Genomic DNA, 20,109 nt, shown 5'->3' on the forward strand with positions numbered 1-20,109 from the left:
CGGGCGGAATGCAGGCCTTATTGACAGACTGGCCCGCAGGGTCAACATTGCGATTCATGGACATGGAAGACGATCTGCCCCGAAAGGCCGATGATCCTCTGGCCCAGCTGATCCGGCAGGATCTGGGTCCGCTGTCCGTTGCCGATCTCGAAGCGCGCATCGCGGCGCTGCAGGGCGAAATCGCCCGCACCCGATCCAAGATTGAAAACGCCGTTAACCACAAAGCAAGCGCCGAGGCGTTATTCAAGCGATGAACCCGCGCCCCGCCCCACGCGACTCCGACAAGGGTCTTACCGGGCATGGGCAGTCTGGCAATTCCGGCGGTCAGGATGCCCATCTTGATCCGCCGTCGAGCAATGCCGACATATGGTTCAAGACAGCCCCTCATTGGGGGTCAGGAGTATAAGAGACATGCCATCTTTCGCACCCGCCCTTGAAACCACCCTGCATAATGCGCTGACCCACGCATCGGAGCGTCGTCACGAATATGCGACGCTGGAGCATCTGCTGCTCGCGCTGATCGACGACGAACATGCGTCGAAGGTGATGCAGGCCTGCGGCGTGGAGCTTGGCGAACTGTCCGACGCGGTGACGCAATATCTGGATACCGAACTCGACAGCCTGAAGGTGGAGGGGGCAAGCGACCCCTCCCCCACCAGCGGCTTCCAGCGGGTGGTCCAGCGCGCGATCCTGCATGTCCAATCCTCCGGAAAGGATGAAGTGACGGGAGCCAATGTGCTCGTCGCGCTTTTCTCCGAGCGGGAAAGTTATGCCGTCTACTTCCTCCAGCAACAGGATATGAGCCGCCTGGATGCCGTCAGCTATATCAGCCACGGCGTCGGCAAGGGCACGGCCGCCCCTGAACCGCGCGAAACCAAGGGCGCTCAGGAGGAGGAGAAGAAGGCGCAGGACAGCAAGGGCAAGAAGGACAGTGCCTTGGAGCAGTTCACCGTCAACCTCAATGAGAAGGCGGCGCGGGGCAAGGTTGACCCGCTGATCGGCCGCGCTTCCGAAGTCGACCGGACCATCCAGATCCTGTGCCGGCGATCGAAGAACAACCCGCTCTATGTGGGCGACCCGGGCGTGGGCAAGACCGCCATCGCGGAAGGCTTGGCGCGCAAGATCGTGGAGGGCGAGGTTCCCGACGTCCTCAAGGAAGCGGTGATCTACTCGCTCGACATGGGCGCGCTGCTTGCCGGAACCCGCTATCGCGGCGATTTCGAGGAGCGGCTGAAGGCGGTCGTCACCGAGCTGGAGAAGATGCCGCACGCAGTCCTCTTCATCGATGAGATCCACACGGTGATCGGCGCGGGCGCGACCAGCGGCGGCGCGATGGATGCGTCCAACCTGCTGAAGCCTGCCCTGTCGGGCGGCACGATCCGCTGCATCGGCTCCACCACCTACAAGGAGTTCCGCAACCATTTCGAGAAGGACCGCGCCCTGCTGCGCCGGTTCCAGAAGATCGACGTCAACGAACCCACGGTCGAGGACACGATCAAGATTCTCGCCGGGCTGCGCAGCGCCTTTGAGGAGCATCACAACGTCAAATACACCCCCGACGCGATCAAGGCGGCGGTGGAGCTGTCGGCGCGCTACATCAACGACCGCAAACTGCCGGACAAGGCGATCGACGTGATCGACGAGGTCGGCGCGATGCAGATGCTGGTCGTGCCGTCCAAGCGCAAGAAGACGATCACCCCCAGGGAGATCGAGCAGGTCATCGCGACCATGGCCCGCATCCCTCCCAAGACGGTCTCGGCGGACGACAAGTCGGTTCTCGAAACGCTCGACACCGACCTCAAGCGCGTCGTCTTCGGCCAGAACCGGGCGATCGAGGTGCTGTCCTCCGCGATCAAGCTGTCGCGGGCGGGCCTGCGCGATCCCGACAAGCCGATCGGCAACTATCTCTTCTCCGGCCCCACCGGCGTCGGCAAGACGGAGGTTGCGCGGCAACTCGCCCATCTGCTCGGCATTCCGCTCCAACGGTTCGACATGTCGGAATATATGGAACGCCATTCGGTCAGCCGCCTGATCGGCGCCCCTCCGGGCTATGTCGGCTATGACCAGGGCGGCCTGCTGACCGATGCAGTGGACCAGAATCCGCATAGCGTGCTGCTGCTGGACGAGATCGAGAAGGCCCATCCGGACCTGTTCAACATCCTGCTCCAGGTGATGGACAATGGCCGCCTCACCGATCATCACGGCAAGACGGTGGATTTCCGCAACACCATCCTCATCATGACCACCAATGCCGGTGCGTCGGACATGGCGAAGGAAAGCATCGGCTTTGGCGAACTGACCCGCGAGGATGCGCAGGAAGACGCGGTAAAGAAGCTCTTCACCCCCGAATTCCGCAACCGCCTCGATGCCATCGTACCCTTCGGCTATCTGCCGCCGGAGATCGTGGCGCGGGTCATCGACAAGTTCGTGCTGCAACTGGAACTGCAACTGGCCGACCGCGACGTCCACATCACCCTGGACGACGAGGCGAAGGCCTGGCTCACCAAGCGGGGCTATGACAAGCTCTATGGCGCGCGCCCGATGGGCCGCCTGATGCAGGAGAAGATCAAGCAGCCGCTGGCCGAGGAACTGCTGTTCGGCAAGCTGGTGCATGGCGGCGAAGTCCATGTCCGGCTGAAGGACGACGCCCTCGCCTTCGAAATCACCCCCGCCGCCCCCAAGAAGGGGAAGAAGGGTGGCAAGTCGAAGCCTGCGGAACGGGCGAAGTAAAATAGCGCATCAACGGCAATCATGACAAGGGCGGCCCCTCGGGGTCGCCCTTGATCATTCGTGCCTGCCGAAGAAACCGGCCACGGATCAGCACGGCCGATCCTCCCCGCGGCATCAAGCCTCCCGAACCGCTGGACCGCCTGCCGAAGCGACAACTTGCGGATTGCTCTCCATCGGGCACAAGGATGGCTCACGCCAGATGCGGGAGAGTCGCGATGTCGAACGAAATCACCCTCTACACCAATCCGATGTCGCGCGGGCAGATCGCCCGCTGGATGCTGGAGGAAGTGGGAGAGCCCTACGACATCGTCGTGCTGGATTATGACGTCGGCATGAAGTCGGCCGATTACCTCGCGATCAACCCGATGGGCAAGGTTCCCGCCATCGTCCACGCAGGCAAGGTGGTGACCGAATGCGCCGCCATCTGCGCCTATCTGGCCGATGCCTTTCCCGCCGCCGGCCTGGCGCCCGCCACCGATGGTCGCGCCGACTATTATCGCTGGCTCTTCTTCGCCGCCGGCCCGGTGGAGGCCGCCATCACCAACAAGGCGCTCGGTTTTGCCGTTCCCGAAGGCCGCGAGCGTCTGGCCGGCTATGGCACGTTCGACCATGCGATCGATGCCCTGGAACGCGCCGTCTCCGGACCAGCCTGGATTTGCGGCGACCGGTTCACCGCCGCCGACGTCTATGTGGGAGCGCAGGTCGATTGGGGCCTCAGCTTCGGTTCGATCCCCAGCCGCCCCGTCTTCGAAGCCTATGCGGCGCGCCTGCGCGAGCGCCCGGCCTATAAACGGCAAAAGGAACTGGACAACACCCTGATCGCAAAGATGCAGAAGCCCGCCTGAAGCACCCCCAAAGCAAAAGGCCCGGCGAACCACTTCGCCGGGCCTTCCCTTATTTCAGCTAAAGCCGTCTTCAGTTGCGCTGATTGCCCATGAAGCGCAGCAGGAACAGGAACATGTTGATGAAGTCGAGATAGAGGTTCAGCGCCCCCATCACCACCGACTTGCCCATCATGTCCGTTCCGGCGACATAGGCATAGATGCTCTTGATCTTCTGCGTGTCATAAGCGGTCAGACCCGCAAACAGCAGCACGCCGACGAAGCTGATCACCAGATTCATGGCGCTCGACCGCAGGAACAGGTTGATGAGGCTGGCGACCAGCAGACCGACAACACCCATGATGAGGAAGGTGCCGAAACCCGAAAGGTCGCGCTTCGTCGTATAGCCCCAGAGGCTCAGCCCCGCAAAGGCAGCCGCCGTCGCGAAGAAGGTCTGGGCAACGGACGTGCCGGTATAGACCAGCAGGATGGACGAGAGCGACAGGCCCATCACCGCGGCATAGGCCCAGAACATCGCCTGCATCGCGAAGGTCGACAGACGGTTGATGCCAAAGCTCATCGTCATCACGAACAGCAGCGGCGCGAACATGATGACATATTTCAATATGCCGGGTCCGGCCAGTATCTGGTAGGCAAACCCGCTGGAGGCGAACAGCATGGCGACGACGCCCGTCAGCAGCACGCCGCTCGCCATATAATTGTAAACCGACAGCATATAGCTGCGCAGGCCAGCGTCATACGCCTCCCCGCGCGCAACGGTCGTGCCGCCAAAACCCGCAACGTCGGAACGCGGATCGGACCAATTGGCCATGAGATATTCTCCTTCACCGGCATCCATGCGGCCGGTTCCCTCATTATCGGCTTATCGCGCTTCCAATTCAAGCCGCGAGCGCAATCTGACTTATCGCCGCGAAACAGCTATAGGAAGGCGATGCACCGCCTGTTCGTCGCCATACGCCCGCCCGCCGACATCCGCGCCGGCCTCATCGCCCTGATGAACGGGATCAACGGAGCGCGCTGGCAGGACGACGACCAGTTGCACATCACCCTGCGCTTCATTGGAGAGGTCGACCGCCACCAGGCCAATGACGTCGCCGACGCACTGGCGAATATCCGCTTTTCGCCCTTCCGGACCGCACTGTCCGGCGTGGGCTGCTTCGACCGCAAGGGCCATGTCAACGCGCTCTGGGCAGGCATGGAGCCACGCGCACCCCTCGCCCGGCTTCATCGGAAAGTGGACCGCGCCTGCATCGCCGCGGGCCTGCCGCCGGACGATCGCAGCTATCTGCCGCATATCACCCTCGCCCGCTTCGGACGCACGGCCGGCCCGATGGACGCCTTCATCGCCCTTCATGCCGGCCTGGCAAGCGCCCCATTCACCGTCGATGAGTTCGCCCTCTATGAAAGCCATCTCAGCCAGAACGGCTCGACCTATCATTTGATCGAACGCTATCGGGCGGACAGGAACGATCCCGAATAAGACGCGATTGTCGCAAGCGTTCCCGGCGAATTCAGGTCGACAGCGCGCCGCAGGCCACCCGTCCACCCGCATTGCCGGCAGGATCGGTCTTGTTGTCGTCCGCCTGCGCATGGATCACCAATGCCGCGCCGTCGCCGTCCAGCAGCGGCGTCGCGCCTCCGCTGATGGTCCCGCCGGGGATGACATATTCCATTTCGCCCGAACCGTCGGCGCCGGCGATCATGTTCGGCATATCGCCCATGTGCATGCCCGCAGGATTATCCTTGCCATGCTTGTGACCCGTGGGATTCCAGTGCCCGCCAGCGCTCGTGAAATCGGGCGGCGTGCAGGTTCCGGTGCCGTGGATATGCACGGCATGCATGCCCGGCGTCAGCCCTTGCGCGCGCACCAGCACATGCAGGCCATCGGTCGCCTGCGTCACCGTCGCCTCTCCGCGCGGCGATCCGTCCGCGGCCAGCAGCTTCGCATGGGCCACAGGCGCGGCGGCGTCGCTTGCAGGGGCCGTCCCCGACGACCCGGTCGCACAGGCCGATGCCAGGGCAGCCATCGTCAATGCCAGAAGAATTGCGGCAATTTTCATGATGAACCAACTCCGAGAAGAACGCTGCAAGGCGAACGCAACATGACGGTCTTTGTTGCCTAAGCGATCCGAAATGTCACCGCTTTTCATCCTGATCATGCCTTTGGCCGGAGGGCACAAGCCGCTCCTCCAAGGGCGCTCGAGCAAGACAGCGGCTCGCCAGGGACCAATCCGTTGCACGCAACTTCCGCATTGCCAATGGCATTGGCAGCACCAGAGGCTGGCCGGGCGTGAACAGCATCTTCCCCGATTTGATCCGAAGCCCGCTACAGGCGAGTTCCCGGCCCTCCCTGTACAAACCGCATGGAAAAAGGGGCCGGTCTTTCGACCAGCCCCTCGATCCCTTCCCATCCCGAAGGATGGAAAATCTTACTGACCCGAACCCGGACCGTAGGTGATTTCCACGCGACGGTTCTGCAGTTCGCGGACGCCGTCGGCGGTTTCGACGCGGGGGTTCGATTCACCGAACGCCTGGGTCGTGATCACGCCGTCAGGAATGCCCTTCGACGAGATATATGCCTTGACGGCATCGGCGCGACGCTGGGACAGGCCGACGTTGTACGAGGCCGAACCCGAACGGTCCGCATAACCCGCCAGCATGACCTGCGCGCTGCCGCAGTTGCTGTAGGCCGAAACCGCATTGTCCAGAATGGTGGCGGCGTCAGGCGTGATGTCCGACTTGTCCCATTCGAAGAAGACGATGTACGGCCCAGGGCTGCACTCAGCGACCGGCGGCGGAGGCGGCGGGGGCGGAGGCGGCGGGGGCGGCGGAGGCGGCGGGGGCGGCGGCGGAGCAGCCGGTTCACCACCGAAGTTGTAGGTCAGGCCCAGCAGCAGGCTGTGGGTGCGCAGCTTGGTGTCGACCGACGAGCCGGCGGGGCCACCGATGGTGGTGTAGGCCGGGATCAGCTTGATGTCGTCCTGGTTGAAGAAGCGATACTTCAGCGAGACGTCGACATTGTTGGTCAGCGGATAGCGAACGCCAGCCAGCGCCTGCCAGGCGAAGCCGGTGTCGGAATCGTTCACCAGATCGTTGGCCAGCTTGCCGCGCGAAACGCCGACACCGCCGCCGACGAAGCCCTGCAGGCCGTCATCGGGACCGAAGTCCAGCAAGCCGTTCAGCATGAACGACAGAGCCGAAGCCGAACCGCCGAAGCCGCTCTTGTCCAGATCCACCTTGGCGCGCTTGTAAGCGGCCTCGGCCTCCAGACGGAAACCGCCGAAGTCATAACCGATATTGGCGTCACCATCGAAGCCCTTGTGGTAGTCCACGCCGGCAACCGTGTTGCTGGCAGCGCCGCCATTGCCGGGGGTGAAGGTGATGTCCTGATCTTCGACGAGAACAACGCCGGAATCGATACCGATATACCAGCTATTGTCACGCGCCAGGGCCGGGGTGGCCAGGGCGCTGGTCGCAAGCACAGCCGCGAGGGCAAGCTTCCGCATCTGAATTCCCCTTTCAAAAGTGTCACGAAGGACTGCTGAAACCCTGTATCGGGTAGAAAGTTTCATGGCAAGTCCACAATTGGCAAAACTGTTGCAAAAATAACGCAGTTAACCCTGTCGCCTTCCGTTGGCTCCTAATTCGAAAGGGCAATTCTGGTAAAAGGCGGACACAGCGAAAGTCACAGCAGGATCAGCTTGCGATCAGTCCATGTGTCCGCAGCGCGCCCAGAATTGCGGCAAGGGCCGAACGCGCCTCCACGTCGACTATGGCGCCGCCCGCCGGATTGGCGACGGCCGCCACGGCCGCGCCCACGACCCGCTGCCCACCGACATAGACGCCATCTGCCCGCACGGCGGAATCCTCCCAGCGCGCGCCGTCATGCCGCATGACATGCCCCCGGTCCGCGACCCATAGGGAAAGGCCCGCGCGGGGCGCGGCGAAACGCCATCCCCCTTCGGTCCAGCAGGCCAGGGCCCCATCCTGCCCTTCCCAGGCGCCACCTGCCCCGGCGGCCACGATCCAGCAGTCGCCAACCGTCGGCGACGCGGGCGGCTCATCCCGGTCGGCGCTTTCCACGGCACCATGCAGCAGCATGTCGATCCGCGCCAGCGCCTCGTTGTGAAACAGCTCCTTCTGCGCCTGCCCGGCGAAAAGCTGGGGCAAGGCCCAACGGAGCGTCGAGTCCATCACCATGATTCGATTGTCCTTTTCTTCAGAAAATGGCCATCAGCCGACCAGAACGATCCGCGCCGCACGCCCCAGCGCATAGGTGCCGATCTGACGGATCTCGACCGCCAGCCCGCCCGAATGGCCCATATCCTCCGCCACCGCGGCCGCGTCATAGGTCCAGGGCGAACGGTCGGTGACGATCCTGCGCAGTTCCGTCGACCCTGCCCACAGGCGCAGTTCATAGCTCTCCCGATCCTCGCCCAGGGGCACGTCGGCCCCGCCGGTCCAGCGCCACCCGCTCCTGCTGCGCCTGGTCCAGCCGACGATCCAGCCGCCATCTCCGTCCGCACGCGCCGTGACATGCACCGGGGAAGGCGGCGCCAGGGCTTCCCCCCTTATCGTCAACAGCGCATCGGCCGGCTCGCTGTCGCCGACCCCGATCGCGGAGACATGGAGGCTGCCGCCAATCTCCACCCCGCCATAAGCGGCGAGCTCGACCAGCCGGTCCTCCTCCAGCAGCAGGAAGGCCTCGCCCTCGCCGTGGGAATCCATCGCCCATTCGGTTCCGAACAATCCCCGCCGCAGCCCTTCCAGCCGGAAACTGGCCGCGCCGGTCTGCACCACATGGCTGAACTGGACCAGTTCCCGCCCGACGAGGCACAGATTGCGCCCCAGCCCCAGCGCCGCCTCGTCCGCCCCCGCCAATTCCATGTCCGCCGACAGCAGAGTGACATGGAGGGCATTGATCCGGTCGATCATCGTCACGCTCCCCGCGGCCAGTCCATTGTCCGTTCGCCCCATCACGGCGCGGCCGGCCGTCCGCCCGGCAGGCGAAGCCTCCCCCGTCGCACCGACCACGAAAAGCGCCGCGCCGCGCCACGCCTCGCCACCGCTCGCCGCCGCCACGATCAGGGGAGCGGCCGCCGCCCCTTCCCTGATCGTGGGCAGATCGGCCAGCATCAGCGTGGTCGGGCCATGCGGCGTGTCGGCCTGCCGCACCATCGCGCCGGAGGACGCCCCCGGCGGCATCGCGGCGCCCGCCCCCGGCAAGCGCCTCAAGGCGAGGCGCACGGCCATCGCCTCCCATTCGCGCTCCTCTATCCGCCACCGGCCCGGCACGCCTTCCACCGCGACGACATCGCCCGGCGCATGGCGCAGCGCATCCCATCCGCAGCGCAGCGTCATGGTCGATCGCCCCGCCCAGGCCATCCCCAGCTTCCGCGCCGCCAGCGACCGCGCCTCCTCGCCCGACAGCACCATCGGCAGGTCCACCCCCTGCTCCAGCCGTCCCGGCCCCGGCCGGCCGATACGCTGCACACCCGCCTGATAGTCGCGCGCCGGATCATGATAACGGATCGACAAGGCCGCCGGCACGCTGTCCGCCGCGCCGCCCGCATGCTCGAACCCGTCCAGCGCCCGCCCATTGACCGACCGGCACAGCGCCCCCGCCGCGATCGCCGCCGTCCCTTCTCCCTCCGCGGCCCGCAGGCGCAACCCCGCCTCTTCCGCCACGAAGGCCAGGCCGAACGCCTCCACCAGCGGCGCCAGCGCATCGCCCACATCCGCGCCGCCCGCCGCCATGCCGGCGACCGCGCCCAGCCCATCGCCGGTCAACATCCCCCCGCTCAACGCCGCCGCCAGACCGGCAATCGCGACCGGCCCCTCGTCCGCCTCCACCTCGAAGGTCAGTGAAGGAATGCGGTTGCCATAATCCGCCAGCGCCAGATCCTCGAACACGGCATAGGCGATCCCGCGATGCGCCGGCGTCGCTCCCACGCCCTCCGCTGCCGCGATCAGCGGATCGACCGCCTGATCCTCGCCTCCGCCATGCAGCCTGAACGCCCCCAGCTCGGTCTTGAAGTCCCCCGCCGCCCCGCGCAGCAGGTTGCCGTCCGCCCAGATGCGCCGCACCGACCGCACGGCCCGCGCCGACAGCGCCACGGCAAAGCTCGCCGAATAGCTGTAGCTGGTGACGCTGGGCCGCCCCTTGCCTCCGCCGCTCCTGTGCCTCGTCTCCTTGAGGTCCGTCGCCCAGATCACGGTTCCCGCCACCCGCAGCGTCCCGAACAGCCTCGGCACCTGCGACCCATAGGTCGACGTCTGGACCTGAACCTCGTTCAGCCGCCGCCCCTCCACGCCCTTGGGCCTGAACAGCACCGCATGGTCGAAGGCGTTGCCGATCAGCCCGCCGATGGCGCCCCCCAGCGGCCCGCCAATGGCCGTGCCAAGGGCGGTCAACACGATCGTCGCCATAGATTCTCCTATTCCGCCCGCCAGTAACCCAGCACCGGCCAGGGCGAAGGCCCCGGCATCTCCACGACGCGCCCCACGCCCGCATGGGCATGGACATGCCCGCCCGGCACGACGATCATCAGGTGCAGTTGCAACGGCCCCGGCCGCACCAGCGCCAGATCGCCCTCGCGCGCCGCATCGACCCGCCGCAGCCCCGCCGCGCGCAGCCAGTCCGCCGCCCGGCCCTCATCCCCGGACCGCAGCCCATATCCCTCCGGCGCCGCCCGCCCCAGCACCAGCGCCGCCAGCCCGACGCAATCCAGCCCCCGCTCGGGCAGCCGCCCGTGCAGGCGGAACCGCACGCCCACCAAGGCGCGGGCCGCCGCCACGACCCCGCTCACGCCGCCCCCGGATAGCGCGTCAGCAAATCCGTCCCCGGCAGATAGGGCTCCCCCCGAAAATTCACCGCATTGCCGAACCGGCCGACGCACGTCGCCAACTGCCGGTCGCACCCCTCGGTCAGCAGCGCCAGCGCGCCCGCCTCCACCGCAAAGGGCGGCGGATCGGTTAGGCCGACATCCTCGGCGCCATTGTCGATCACCCCCTGCACTATCCCGCCATTGGCCCCGGTCAGCCAGCGCAGCGTCCCGAAGGCGTAGGCCCCCGGCTCCAGCCCGGCCACGCTCGCCACCGCATCCTCCACCGCGCCGACGGCCACCACGCGCCGCCGCCCGGCCAGGTCGACCCGGCACTGCCTGTCCCCCAGCGCAGCCCGGCAGTCCGGCGAAGTGGACGGCGCGACAGAAGCCTTCAGCGCCGCCATCGCGCCCACCAGCTCCGCTGAAAAAGCCCCCGCCTTGCGCGTCACGGCCCCGATCTCCCCCCGCGCCAGCAGCAGCCACAGATCGCCCGGCGCCTCCCACTCGGTCAGCCGCAACTCCAGCCCGGCCCCGTCCCAGCGCCCCGCCATCAGGTCCGCCTCGCTGATCGCATCCGCCACCAGCGCGCCTTCGACATCGCTGTCCGCGCCTTCCACCCCGATGCCGCTGCGCACGGCGGAAGGCGTCATCCCCGGCGCCGCCCGATAGAGCAGATGGCCGATCTCCAGATCGCGATCATGGCTCGTCAGCCCGATCGTCACCCCGTCCCGCCGCTCGATCCGCCAGCAAAAGGCCAGCGTCGCCAGCGGCTTCTCCAACGCTTCCAGCCCGCTCATTCCCTGATCTCCACCAATGGCACCGACGGCGCCTCGCCCGCCGCGAAGGTCGCCCGGTTGATGTCCAGCCGGTCCTCGGCAAAGCGCACCGGCACGTCAAAGCGGAAACCGGCCGTCAGCACCGCCCCCTCGGCGGGCGCGACATCGAAGGCGATCACGCCCAGCCCGGCATGGCTCCAGCCGCCCATCATCTCCACGCCGTCCACGGCGACCCGGATGGTCCCCGCCACCGGCCGCGTGATCCGCCGCGCCTGCGCCTCCTCGCCCGCGCCGTAGAAGCGCTGCAAGGGAAACTCCGCCCGCACCCCGTCGCCCAGCCCCAGCCGCTGGTCCAGCGGCCCCGGCGCCTCCCCCATGCCGCAACTGCGGTCATCGAAGGGATCGCTGAACCGGAACCCCCGCGCCGCGCCGCGCCGCGCCCGGAAGAAGGCGATCAGCGCCGCCATGTCCGCCTCCGACCGCACGCCCGGCCCGGCATCGAAGGACAGGCGCGCATTCGCCCAGTCGCTGCTGCGCCGCTCATGCCCCGAAACGCTCTCCACGACCTGCGTCGAAAAGGCCGGCGCGACACTCGCTTCCCGTCCGACGCACAAAGGAAAGGACACATCGTCAAAGGCTTGCATATCTTCCTCCCCATTTAATCTGAAGCAGGTGAAGCCGTCCCGCGCCACCTGCGGCAGCGCCCAGATGAAGGTCGCCGCCGTCCCCCGCCGCACCGCCGCATCCGCCGCCGCCGCGATCTCCCGCCATTGCGCGGCATCCTCCCCGCGCAGCACGAAGCCCGAAAGATAATGCTGCGCCTCGACCGGATAGCCGAGCCGCTCCACCGCCAGTTCGACGCCCCGCGCCGTCAGCCGCTCGCGCCCCTGCGTCACCCAGTCATAATCTTCCAGTTGCAGCACATCGAAGGCGGGCGACGCCCATCCCAACGGCATGTTCGCCCGCTTGGCTTCCGGCGCCAGCGGATCGAGCACCGTGGGCAGATAGGCGAGCAGATGCGTCACCGCCCCCGGCGCCACCCCCTTCACCCAGGCGCAGAGCGCCGCCGTCGATGCCGCCAGCACTTCGCCCGCCCGGTTCAGCAACGCCTTCTGCCCGGCGCTCAGCGTCCCCCGCACATCCGGGATCGACACCAGCGCCGTCCCGAACGCCGCCCGCGCCGCATCGTCATACAGGCAGATGCGCCCGTCGGCGGGCATCACCCACCACCAGGGCTCGCCCACCTGAAATCCGATCTCGAGTCCAGCCGCCAACCCGATGGAAACAAAGGCCCCTGCCACCAGCCGCAAATAGCTCATCGCCCCGTCATGCGCAGGGGAAAGCAGGGTGGAGGGCGGCGACCAGCCCGTCAGCGCGGGCGCGCCATCCTCCGCCCGCTGCTTCCAGTCGTTCCAGCAATGCGCGTCGAACAATTCATAGGAAAGCGACCAGATCACCCCCAGCCCCAGCGCCTTCGCCCGCCGCGCGAAATCGGCATGCCAGGCGGCGCAGGGCGCGTTCAGCACCCCGCCGGCCTGGCTGATGTAAAATCCGCCGGCCAGCGGTTCCAGCCGGAAATAATGGCTCATCCCGACATAATGGTTGATGTCCCCGCGATAGCCCAGCGCATGGATCGACGCGACGATCCGCTCCGGCGTCTGGTTGAAGCAGTCGTCATAGCCGGTCGCCATCGACAGCCCATGTTCGGGCAGCACCGCATCGCCCACGCGCAGCACCGACCCGGCCCCGTCGCAGCGCATGTCGGAAAGCTCGCACCACCCCTCGACCCCGCCGGCAAAGGCGGCGCTCCCCGCATTGTAACCGGGCGCGGCGAGGGAGATGAACATCCGGTCCACATCGCCTGCCCAGACCTCTTCCCCTTCGCTCATCAGGAATCCGCTTCTGAGCGCGGCAAAATCCAGTGTGATGACAGCATCTTCCGGCCCGCCGCTCGCATAGTTCCACAAGCGCACATACCAGGCCCGCGCATGCCCCGCCGCGTCCCTCCCCTCGATGGTCAGCGTCGGCCCATGCGTCTGGTCCAGCCGCCGCAGCCCTCCGCTCCGCCAGCGGAAGCGCAGCACGCAATCGCGAAAATCCCGATCCGTCTCATAGGCCAGCAGGGCATGGCTCCACTTGTCCTCCGCCTCCCAGATCAGCCCCGCCAGATCCCCGGACCCGTAAAAGACGGCATCCACCCGAAGCGCGTCCGGCGCGGTGGTGACGACACCCGCCATCATCGGCCGGGGAAAATTGACGGTCCAGTGCGTCGGCGCGAACCGCTTCATGAACCGCGCCTCCTGCCCCCGCCGCGCATCGGCCAGCCAGTAAGCCAGTCTACTCATCCGCTTATCGCCCCCCTGACCGCCCGGGCCACCTGCCGCGCGCTGCGCGCCAGCAATCGGGCGCTATCCGCCCCCTGCCCCTGCACCGCGATGCTCACCCGCACATCCCGCGCGCCACCACCGCCATGGGGAACAACCTGCCCGCTCGCGGTGGGCACAAAGACCTCCGGCCCCCGCTCCCCCACGACATAGGCCCGCCCCGGCGCCACCGGCCCGCCGGTAGCCCGCCCCGGCAAGCCCAAGGCGGACGCCGCCAGCCCGATCAGCCCGCCATCGCCGCCGATGCCGTTCATCCCGGCCCGCAAGGCGCTGGCCGCGATGTCGTCCAGCACCCGCAGCGCAATGGCCTTCAGCTCCTCGAAACCGAACTGCCCGGTCCGCACCGCCCGCAACAACCCCTGCTCGATCCGCCGCCCGGCCCGCTCCGCTCCCGTCGCAAGAGGCCCTTCCAGCTCCCCCCGCATGGCCTCGACATCCCGCGCAAAACCCTGCCTATCCGCCCGCACCCGCACGACCAGATTGTCGATCTCCTCGTCCATCCCTCTCACCTCGCAACCGAAAAGAAAAAGCCCCTCCCTTCAGGGAGGGGTTTGGGGGAGGGGAAAGCCCCACATTCCAACCTCAATCCGGCATCCCAGCCCGCAACCTCTCCAACTCCCCGCGATCCATCCCCACGCGCGCCTCGTCCTCATCCCCATGAGCCGCCCGCAACACGCTCTCCAGTTCCGCGGGCGTCGACCGCCAGAACTCCTCCGGCCGCCATCCCAGCAACCACCCCGCGACCCCTGCCAGCCGCGCCGCCGTTTTGAAAAAGCTCATCGTCCCCCCAAAATCTGCCCGAGTATCCCGCGCAGAACCGGCGTCAGCTTCGCCAGCCCCGCCGCCACGATCGCCTCGCCCAAAGCCTCCCGCGTCAAGCCGGCCGGCGGCTCCGCCAGGCAATGCCAGAACAGCCCGGCCATCTCGCCCAGCGACAGCTTCCCGTCCGCCGCCCGCTCCACCAGCGCGAACAACGGCCCCAATTCCTCCTCGGCCGCCACCAAAGCCGCGAAACTGGGCCGCAGCACAAGGCGCTCCCCACCCAGTTCCAGCGCAGCCTCGCCCCGGGCACCGTTAGCGGGGGCGCCATTGCCCCCGCTCACAGCGACACCACCGGCCCGGAACTTTCCAGGCTCAGCGCATAGTTGCGCTCGCCATTATAATCCCCGGCATAGTCCAGCCGCGTCACCAGAAAGCGCCCGCGCATCTTCTCGCCGCTTTCGAAGCTCAGCTCATAATCCTCGATGGTCCCGGCCAGCGCATGGTTGCGCAGCCGCACCTCCGCCGCCGATCCGGTGAATATGCCCGCCGCCGACACGCTGACGGATCGCACGCCCGCACCCGACAGCAGCTCGCGCCAGCCGCCCGATCCCTTGTGCGTGACGTTCACCGCCTCGCCGTTGACGGACAGTTGCGTGGTCCGCATCCCGGCCACGGTCGCATAGGCCGCAGGCGCCCCGCCATCGCCTATTTTCAACAGAAACGCGCTTCCTTTTTCCACGCCCATGGCGCATTCTCCTCTACGATAAACCGTGCAAGATTCGGGATTTGGAGAGAGGCCCCCTATGTTCGTCACCGCCCCCCTGATGCTGTTGCTGGCCGCCGCTCCGCAGGGCGGCGTCGATGTCGGCACTGGCCGCAAGGACTATTCGCAGTGCCTGTCGAAACAGATTCAGCCCGCCATCGACAAGAAACTGTCGCTCGGCGATTTCCAGTCCGCGCTGAAGAGCGAATGCGGCGCCAAGGAAGCCGCCTTCCGCGCCGCCATCGTCGCCGACGACAAGTCGAGCGGCATGTCGGACAAGGACGCGCAATCGGACGCCGACGACCAGATCAGCGAATATCGGGACAAGATCGTCGGAGAATATGAAGACTATTCGAAGCCGGGCAGCTAAGCCCACCCCTCCCCCGCTTCACCGCCGTCCCCGCGAAAGCGGGGACCCATCCTCCCCCGCGACGCCGACGGGCCGCCTCGGCTAGAGCCAATCGACATTCAGATGATGACGAGCCGAGCCGAAGGCCACCGAAGGTAAAATGATGGTTTTCCGTGACCCGGAGCGCAGCCTACTCAAGGTAGGTGAGCACCGGAAGCACGGAAAAGTGTCATTTGCAGGCCGTCAGGGCTGAATGTCGATTGGCTCTAAGCCCGCACCACCCGCACCCGATAATCCGCCAGGGCCTGCCACCCGTCCCGCGCCGCCGTCCGCGTCACGCGGGACCGCACCAGCCGCGCGCCAACGACCCGCCAGCCCTCCACCGGCCCCAGCGCCCGCATCGCCGCATCCACGCGCTCCAGCAGGCCGCCCAGCCGCGCAGGCGCCTCCCCCACGTCGAACAGGCTGACCGCCACGGTCAGTTCCCGCCCCTCCACATCCTTCGCGCCCCAATCCAGCGCGATGCAGTCCCCCACCACCCCATAGGGCGCGCTGGCCCGTCCCGGCGCGCCGTCGAACAGCCCGTTCACCCCCGCCATCAAGACGGCATCCCCACGCAGGGCCGCAACCACGGCTCCACGCACCGCCACCTCCGCGCTCATCGCCGCCCCCCTCCCGAATGCCGCACCGCTTCCCGCAGCGCCAGATCGCCCATCCACCGCGCCTTCAGCCCGCGCCCGGACAGCCGCACAGCCTCACCCTCGACCTGCGCCTCCACGCCGGCCGCCGCCAGAGCCGCGGCAATCCCCCGCCGCCGCGCCTCCATCCGCGCCTCGACCAGCGCGCCCAGCCATCCCCTCATGCCCACCGCCCCCTCATGCTCATGCCAGCCGCATCCGCCGCCATGGCCGCCACAGCGCGCTCACCACGGCGGGCGGCGTCGCCACGTCCCCCGCGCCGCGAAATGCTCCGCCGCCAGCCGCACGATCCCCTGCCGGATCGCGTCGGGCAGCGCATCCTCATCGACCGCCAGCCCCGCGCGATAGCGCACCACGACCTCCCCCGGCCCATCGACCGGCCGCGCCCGCACCCAGCCATCGCCGGAAGCATCGATGTCGATCGCATGGGCCTCCGGCGCCAGCGCCACGCCGGCCGCCTCCACCCCCTCGATCGCCACCACCGGCCGCGCCGTCAGCCTCTGCCAGCTCCCGTCCGCGACGACCGTCTCCGACGCCTCCCGCACCACCAGCCACTGCCCGATAAACTGCTCGCATAGCCCCGAAGCGCTTCCCAAAAGCCGCTCCAGCACGCCATCCTCATCATCCGACCCGATCCGCAACCAGGCCTTGAGATCCGCCAACATGGCCCCTCCCACCAAAAAAGGGGACGCCCCGCAGGACGCCCCCAGTCTTTCCTTCTCCCCTTGTGGGAGAAGGATACGCAGCCTTAGCGGCAAGGCCGCTTAGGCGAAGTTGGATGAGGGGTGATCAGGAAGCCGCGAACTTCATCAGCTTGATCGCCTCCGAATTGGCCACGGCCCCGCCGATCCGCTTCACCGCATAGAAATGCACGAACGGCTTGTTGCTGAACGGATCGCGCAGGATGCTGGTCTCGCTGCGTTCGGAAATCACATAGCCCGCCTGGAAATTGCCGAACGCGATCGACAGCGAACCCGCCGCAATGTCCGGCATGTCCTCGGCCTCGACCACCGGATAGCCCAGCAGCGTCGCCGGCTGCCCCGCGCTCAGCGAAGGCTGCCAGATGAACGCCCCGTCGCTGGTCTTCATCTTGCGGATGACCGACAGCGTGGCCGAATTCATCACGAAGCAGGCCCCCTGGCGATAGGGCGCGCGCAACGCCTGCACCAGGTCGATCAGCCTGTCCTGCCCCGAAGCGGCAAAGGCCCCCGAAGCCCCCGACGCCACATATTGCAGCGACCCGAAGGCGCGCACGCTGTCCGCCTCATTGGTCGTCGTATAGGTCAGGAAGCCCTTGGGCTTGTTCGTCCCATTGCCGTTGACGAAGGCCGCGCCCTCCGCCGCCGCGAACTCGCGGGCGATCTCCCCGGCCAGCCAGCCCTCGACATCGAACTGCGCATCGTCCAGCATCGCCTGGCTCGCCGCCGGATTGGCGTAGAGCTCGCCCGAAGGCGGCACGATCTCGTTGAAGCTCGGCGTCGCCGTCTCCGCCCGCGCGCCCGTTTCGCTGGCCCAGCCGGACACGATGCCGCCCGACGTCACCAGCTTGCGATAGCCCGCCGTCCCCGTCCGCACGACATTGGCGATCGACCGGATGGGCGAAATCGCCTTCAGCGTCGCGCCGATGATCTGGTCGATCTCCCGCGGCACCGCATAGCCGCCCGCCGCGCCCGAAGCGCCGGAAAAGCTCTTGAGCTCGACCCCGGCCTCGAGCCCCTGCCGCACATAGCGCTCGACGAAGGCGGCCCGATGCGGATCGACCGCCCCGCCCTTCACGCCATCCAGCGCGGGCCTCTGCTGAACCAGCAGCGCCCCCCTCAACGCCGCGACCTCACTTTCCAGCCCGGCAATACGCTCACCCTGCGCCACCGCGTCAAAGCTCGCTTCCAATTGATCCGTCATCCACCACTCCCACGAAAAAGGGCGGCCCACCGGACCGCCCGAACAGCTCCTTCTCCCCTTGTGGGAGAAGGATACGAAGCCTTGGCGGCAAAGCCGCCCAGGCGAAGTTGGATGAGGGGTAAGGCCCCCTATTCCACCGCAATCACCCGAGCCAGATCCTGCATCGGATGCGTGACGACGCTCACCTCCACCACCTCCAGCTCCAGCAATTCCCGGGGCGAGACCCCTCTCGCCTCCCGCACCCGATAGCCAAAGGACAACCCGTCCACCGCCTTCTCCCGAAGCGCGCGACCCGCCTCCCGCCCCGCCGCCGTCCGCCCGGAAACCCGCCCGATCACGCGCAGGCCCCGCGCATCCTCCTCGACCTTCTCGACCGTCCCGATCACCTCGCCGGGCCGATGCTGCCACAGCAGCGGCACCCCCGCCGCCACCCCGGCAAAGGCCCCTGCCCGCACCACGTCGCCGCCCCGGTCCACCCGGTCGAACACCGCCGCATAGCCGGCGAACCGCACGTCACTCATGCGCCAGCCCCAGCAGACCCAGCTTCACCGCCATCCCCAGCAGCATCAGCGCGGTGACGATCCGCACGACCCAGGCGACGACCGCGCCCCGCGCAGCCTTCTTCGCATCGCGCCAGCCGCCCAGCAGCTCGCGCAGCTCCCGCACATCCGCCTCCGCCCCGCGATCCGCCAGCCCCAGCCGTTCCAGCGCCCGCCCCGCGCCCAGTTCGCTCGCCTCCTCGACCAGCGCGCGGATCATCAGCATGTCCGCCCCCGCCGGCTGCGCCTCGGCCTGCGCCACCAGCCGCGCCAGCATCTCCCCATCATATTTCATCACCTGCCTCCGCGCCCGTCGCCTCATCCCATGCCCAGCATCGCCTTCTTCTCCTCCGCCGACAGGAAGTCCGCGGCCGCCACCCGGTCCCACAGCGCGCTCCTCTCCTCGAACAGCGCGGGCACCGCATCCAGGTCGGCGCCCAGGCACAGCGCCGGCCACCAGCCCTGCAGACCCTGCGCCAACCCGCCCCAGATCTTCGCCAGCAGCGGCAGGATCGTCTGCCGCCACAACGCCCGATTGGCCTCGCGATAATTGGCGTAGCTATTGTCCCCCGGCAGCCCCATCAGCATCGGCGGCACGCCGAAGGCGAGCGCGATCTCCCGCGCCGCCGCCGCCTTCAGCCCCACGAAATCCATCTCGGCGGGCGTCAGGCTCATCGCCTTCCAGTCCAGCCCACCCTCCAGCAGCATCGGCCGCCCGGCATTGGCCGCGCCGGAAAAGGCGACCTCCATCTCCCGCTTGACCCGCTCGAACTGCTCGGGGCTCATCACCGACCCGTCGCCCGGATCGTAGACCATCGCGCCCGAAGGCCGCGCCGCATTGTCCAGCAACGCCTTGTTCCACACCGTCGCCGCATTGTGGATCGCCACCGCCCCGGCGGCCGCCCCCACGCAGCCCAGCCCATAATGATCGTCCAGCGGATGCAGCGCCTTCAGGTGCACGATCCCGGTCCTTCCAGCGCCATCCTCGGGCGACAGCCGCGTCACGCTTTCCCCGACGCGATAGAGATAGGCCGCCGGCCATCCCCGCGCATCCGCCTCCACGCCCACCCGCTCGGGCCGCAGCGCATACAGCTCGCCCGGCATCCCGTCCGCCCCCAGGATGATCTGCACATAGGCATTGCCATGCAGCAGCAGATGGCCCGCCACCGTCTCCACCAGCGACTGGCCGGACGAACAACGCGCCACCAGCGCCTTCACCCGCGCCCGAACCTCCTCCGCGACGCCGCCGACGACCAGCGCGGTCCCGCCAGCCCCCTCCGACACCAGCCGCAGCGCCCTCTGCGCCACCGGATTGCCGATCACCCCGGCCCGCACCTGCTGCTCATAGCTGGCCGGCCACTCGCCCAGCGCGACCCCGCCCGAACCCCAGGCACGCGCCAACACCGGCCGCGCCCCGCCGCGCGCCGCCTTCACCCCGAACAATTTCATGGACCCACCCACCGACAAAAAATCCTCCCCCCGGAACGGAGGGAGGATCGTGAAGGTCTGCAGCGCTCAGCCGCCTACCGAAAACCGG

The 20,109-nt window shown here is 67.5% G+C and carries 23 protein-coding genes and 1 pseudogene; 5 read left to right on the top strand and 19 right to left on the bottom strand.

The window, feature by feature from the left end:
• The first annotated feature begins 56 nt into the window (after positions 1–56).
• The 3 genes from LDB29_RS10250 to LDB29_RS10260 all read left to right on the top strand — a co-directional run bounded on the left by LDB29_RS10250 (position 57) and on the right by LDB29_RS10260 (position 3,575).
• A complete protein-coding gene (locus LDB29_RS10250; RefSeq protein WP_025548849.1) occupies positions 57–254 on the top strand; it encodes a DUF1192 domain-containing protein in 198 nt (65 codons plus the stop codon).
• 157 nt (positions 255–411) lie between these two features.
• On the top strand, positions 412–2,730 hold the full coding sequence (gene clpA / locus LDB29_RS10255; RefSeq protein WP_044662585.1) for an ATP-dependent Clp protease ATP-binding subunit ClpA: 2,319 nt from the start codon (positions 412–414) through the stop codon (positions 2,728–2,730).
• 215 nt (positions 2,731–2,945) lie between these two features.
• Complete coding sequence (locus tag LDB29_RS10260) at positions 2,946–3,575, top strand: glutathione S-transferase family protein (RefSeq protein WP_099185680.1); 630 nt, start codon at positions 2,946–2,948, stop codon at positions 3,573–3,575.
• 70 nt (positions 3,576–3,645) lie between these two features.
• On the opposite strand, the gene LDB29_RS10265 is transcribed toward LDB29_RS10260, so the two are convergent.
• Positions 3,646–4,383: a Bax inhibitor-1/YccA family protein gene (locus LDB29_RS10265; protein WP_025548846.1), complete on the bottom strand. Its 738-nt coding sequence runs from the start codon at positions 4,381–4,383 to the stop codon at positions 3,646–3,648.
• Between the two features lie 120 nt (positions 4,384–4,503).
• Here LDB29_RS10265 and thpR point away from each other — a divergent pair, with 120 nt between their 5' ends.
• The gene (gene thpR, locus LDB29_RS10270; protein ID WP_099185679.1) at positions 4,504–5,052 is read left to right on the top strand and encodes an RNA 2',3'-cyclic phosphodiesterase; all 549 of its coding nucleotides are present in this window, start codon (positions 4,504–4,506) and stop codon (positions 5,050–5,052) included.
• Positions 5,053–5,083: 31 nt separating this feature from the next.
• Here thpR and LDB29_RS10275 read toward each other — a convergent pair whose 3' ends face one another.
• The 11 genes from LDB29_RS10275 to LDB29_RS10325 form a co-directional block, all read right to left on the bottom strand.
• Positions 5,084–5,632: a superoxide dismutase family protein gene (locus tag LDB29_RS10275; RefSeq protein WP_099185678.1), complete on the bottom strand. Its 549-nt coding sequence runs from the start codon at positions 5,630–5,632 to the stop codon at positions 5,084–5,086.
• 369 nt (positions 5,633–6,001) lie between these two features.
• A complete protein-coding gene (locus tag LDB29_RS10280) occupies positions 6,002–7,078 on the bottom strand; it encodes an OmpA family protein (RefSeq protein WP_044662589.1) in 1,077 nt (358 codons plus the stop codon).
• Positions 7,079–7,268: 190 nt separating this feature from the next.
• Positions 7,269–7,772, bottom strand: coding sequence for a DUF2793 domain-containing protein (locus LDB29_RS10285; RefSeq protein ID WP_025551972.1), 504 nt, complete (start codon positions 7,770–7,772; stop codon positions 7,269–7,271).
• Between the two features lie 33 nt (positions 7,773–7,805).
• The gene (locus LDB29_RS10290; RefSeq protein ID WP_025551973.1) at positions 7,806–10,001 is read right to left on the bottom strand and encodes a phage tail protein; all 2,196 of its coding nucleotides are present in this window, start codon (positions 9,999–10,001) and stop codon (positions 7,806–7,808) included.
• A gap of 8 nt (positions 10,002–10,009) precedes the next feature.
• Positions 10,010–10,369 carry a hypothetical protein gene (locus LDB29_RS10295; RefSeq protein WP_013039658.1) on the bottom strand — a complete coding sequence of 120 codons (360 nt, stop codon included), beginning with the start codon at positions 10,367–10,369 and terminating at the stop codon, positions 10,010–10,012.
• 8 nt (positions 10,370–10,377) lie between these two features.
• Positions 10,378–11,196, bottom strand: a complete 819-nt coding sequence (locus tag LDB29_RS10300; protein WP_025551975.1) for a DUF2163 domain-containing protein — start codon at positions 11,194–11,196, stop codon at positions 10,378–10,380.
• Entirely contained in the window at positions 11,193–13,520 is a 2,328-nt protein-coding gene (locus tag LDB29_RS10305) for a DUF2460 domain-containing protein (protein WP_257554076.1), read from the bottom strand. The genes LDB29_RS10300 and LDB29_RS10305 overlap by 4 nt, the downstream gene beginning before the upstream one ends.
• Entirely contained in the window at positions 13,517–14,059 is a 543-nt protein-coding gene (locus tag LDB29_RS10310; protein ID WP_099185676.1) for a tail tape measure protein, read from the bottom strand. The genes LDB29_RS10305 and LDB29_RS10310 overlap by 4 nt, the downstream gene beginning before the upstream one ends.
• 82 nt (positions 14,060–14,141) lie before the next feature.
• Complete coding sequence (locus LDB29_RS10315) at positions 14,142–14,339, bottom strand: phage tail assembly chaperone (RefSeq protein ID WP_099185675.1); 198 nt, start codon at positions 14,337–14,339, stop codon at positions 14,142–14,144.
• On the bottom strand, positions 14,336–14,662 hold the full coding sequence (locus tag LDB29_RS10320; RefSeq protein WP_229742428.1) for a gene transfer agent family protein: 327 nt from the start codon (positions 14,660–14,662) through the stop codon (positions 14,336–14,338). Before LDB29_RS10320 ends, LDB29_RS10315 begins: the two co-directional genes overlap by 4 nt.
• Complete coding sequence (locus LDB29_RS10325) at positions 14,659–15,066, bottom strand: phage tail tube protein (protein ID WP_025552304.1); 408 nt, start codon at positions 15,064–15,066, stop codon at positions 14,659–14,661. Before LDB29_RS10325 ends, LDB29_RS10320 begins: the two co-directional genes overlap by 4 nt.
• 58 nt (positions 15,067–15,124) lie before the next feature.
• Between LDB29_RS10325 and LDB29_RS10330 the strand changes: the two genes are divergently transcribed.
• A complete protein-coding gene (locus LDB29_RS10330) occupies positions 15,125–15,454 on the top strand; it encodes a hypothetical protein (protein ID WP_025552306.1) in 330 nt (109 codons plus the stop codon).
• A gap of 245 nt (positions 15,455–15,699) precedes the next feature.
• On the opposite strand, the gene LDB29_RS10335 is transcribed toward LDB29_RS10330, so the two are convergent.
• The 7 genes and pseudogenes from LDB29_RS10335 to LDB29_RS10365 all read right to left on the bottom strand — a co-directional run bounded on the left by LDB29_RS10335 (position 15,700) and on the right by LDB29_RS10365 (position 20,021).
• Positions 15,700–16,095, bottom strand: coding sequence for a DUF3168 domain-containing protein (locus tag LDB29_RS10335; RefSeq protein WP_025552241.1), 396 nt, complete (start codon positions 16,093–16,095; stop codon positions 15,700–15,702).
• A complete protein-coding gene (locus tag LDB29_RS10340; protein ID WP_025552243.1) occupies positions 16,092–16,295 on the bottom strand; it encodes a hypothetical protein in 204 nt (67 codons plus the stop codon). The genes LDB29_RS10335 and LDB29_RS10340 overlap by 4 nt, the downstream gene beginning before the upstream one ends.
• A 19-nt stretch (positions 16,296–16,314) precedes the next feature.
• Positions 16,315–16,796, bottom strand: a pseudogene (locus tag LDB29_RS10345) (phage head-tail connector protein).
• Positions 16,797–16,920: 124 nt separating this feature from the next.
• Entirely contained in the window at positions 16,921–18,033 is a 1,113-nt protein-coding gene (locus LDB29_RS10350) for a phage major capsid protein (RefSeq protein WP_099185674.1), read from the bottom strand.
• A 128-nt stretch (positions 18,034–18,161) separates the two neighbouring features.
• On the bottom strand, positions 18,162–18,554 hold the full coding sequence (locus LDB29_RS10355; RefSeq protein ID WP_044662600.1) for an HK97 family phage prohead protease: 393 nt from the start codon (positions 18,552–18,554) through the stop codon (positions 18,162–18,164).
• Positions 18,547–18,867 carry a DUF6127 family protein gene (locus LDB29_RS10360; RefSeq protein ID WP_025552246.1) on the bottom strand — a complete coding sequence of 107 codons (321 nt, stop codon included), beginning with the start codon at positions 18,865–18,867 and terminating at the stop codon, positions 18,547–18,549. The genes LDB29_RS10355 and LDB29_RS10360 overlap by 8 nt, the downstream gene beginning before the upstream one ends.
• Positions 18,868–18,890: 23 nt before the next feature.
• Positions 18,891–20,021: a phage portal protein gene (locus LDB29_RS10365; protein WP_099185673.1), complete on the bottom strand. Its 1,131-nt coding sequence runs from the start codon at positions 20,019–20,021 to the stop codon at positions 18,891–18,893.
• Positions 20,022–20,109: the final 88 nt, after the last annotated feature.

Origin of the sequence: Sphingobium sp. CFD-2 (assembly GCF_024611135.1) — a bacterium.
Lineage (GTDB): Bacteria > Pseudomonadota > Alphaproteobacteria > Sphingomonadales > Sphingomonadaceae > Sphingobium > Sphingobium fuliginis.

Bases quoted from the DNA above. Each gene is read 5' to 3' on its own strand.
- LDB29_RS10250 (WP_025548849.1), top strand. From the start codon at position 57: ATGGACATGGAAGACGATCTGCCCCGAAAGGCCGATGATCCTCTGGCC.
- clpA (WP_044662585.1), top strand. From the start codon at position 412: ATGCCATCTTTCGCACCCGCCCTTGAAACCACCCTGCATAATGCGCTG.
- LDB29_RS10260 (WP_099185680.1), top strand. From the start codon at position 2,946: ATGTCGAACGAAATCACCCTCTACACCAATCCGATGTCGCGCGGGCAG.
- LDB29_RS10265 (WP_025548846.1), bottom strand. From the start codon at position 4,383: ATGGCCAATTGGTCCGATCCGCGTTCCGACGTTGCGGGTTTTGGCGGC.
- thpR (WP_099185679.1), top strand. From the start codon at position 4,504: ATGCACCGCCTGTTCGTCGCCATACGCCCGCCCGCCGACATCCGCGCC.
- LDB29_RS10275 (WP_099185678.1), bottom strand. From the start codon at position 5,632: ATGAAAATTGCCGCAATTCTTCTGGCATTGACGATGGCTGCCCTGGCA.
- LDB29_RS10280 (WP_044662589.1), bottom strand. From the start codon at position 7,078: ATGCGGAAGCTTGCCCTCGCGGCTGTGCTTGCGACCAGCGCCCTGGCC.
- LDB29_RS10285 (WP_025551972.1), bottom strand. From the start codon at position 7,772: ATGGTGATGGACTCGACGCTCCGTTGGGCCTTGCCCCAGCTTTTCGCC.
- LDB29_RS10290 (WP_025551973.1), bottom strand. From the start codon at position 10,001: ATGGCGACGATCGTGTTGACCGCCCTTGGCACGGCCATTGGCGGGCCG.
- LDB29_RS10300 (WP_025551975.1), bottom strand. From the start codon at position 11,196: ATGAGCGGGCTGGAAGCGTTGGAGAAGCCGCTGGCGACGCTGGCCTTT.
- LDB29_RS10305 (WP_257554076.1), bottom strand. From the start codon at position 13,520: ATGAGTAGACTGGCTTACTGGCTGGCCGATGCGCGGCGGGGGCAGGAG.
- LDB29_RS10310 (WP_099185676.1), bottom strand. From the start codon at position 14,059: ATGGACGAGGAGATCGACAATCTGGTCGTGCGGGTGCGGGCGGATAGG.
- LDB29_RS10315 (WP_099185675.1), bottom strand. From the start codon at position 14,339: ATGAGCTTTTTCAAAACGGCGGCGCGGCTGGCAGGGGTCGCGGGGTGG.
- LDB29_RS10325 (WP_025552304.1), bottom strand. From the start codon at position 15,066: ATGGGCGTGGAAAAAGGAAGCGCGTTTCTGTTGAAAATAGGCGATGGC.
- LDB29_RS10330 (WP_025552306.1), top strand. From the start codon at position 15,125: ATGTTCGTCACCGCCCCCCTGATGCTGTTGCTGGCCGCCGCTCCGCAG.
- LDB29_RS10335 (WP_025552241.1), bottom strand. From the start codon at position 16,095: ATGAGCGCGGAGGTGGCGGTGCGTGGAGCCGTGGTTGCGGCCCTGCGT.
- LDB29_RS10340 (WP_025552243.1), bottom strand. From the start codon at position 16,295: ATGAGGGGATGGCTGGGCGCGCTGGTCGAGGCGCGGATGGAGGCGCGG.
- LDB29_RS10350 (WP_099185674.1), bottom strand. From the start codon at position 18,033: ATGACGGATCAATTGGAAGCGAGCTTTGACGCGGTGGCGCAGGGTGAG.
- LDB29_RS10355 (WP_044662600.1), bottom strand. From the start codon at position 18,554: ATGAGTGACGTGCGGTTCGCCGGCTATGCGGCGGTGTTCGACCGGGTG.
- LDB29_RS10360 (WP_025552246.1), bottom strand. From the start codon at position 18,867: ATGAAATATGATGGGGAGATGCTGGCGCGGCTGGTGGCGCAGGCCGAG.
- LDB29_RS10365 (WP_099185673.1), bottom strand. From the start codon at position 20,021: ATGAAATTGTTCGGGGTGAAGGCGGCGCGCGGCGGGGCGCGGCCGGTG.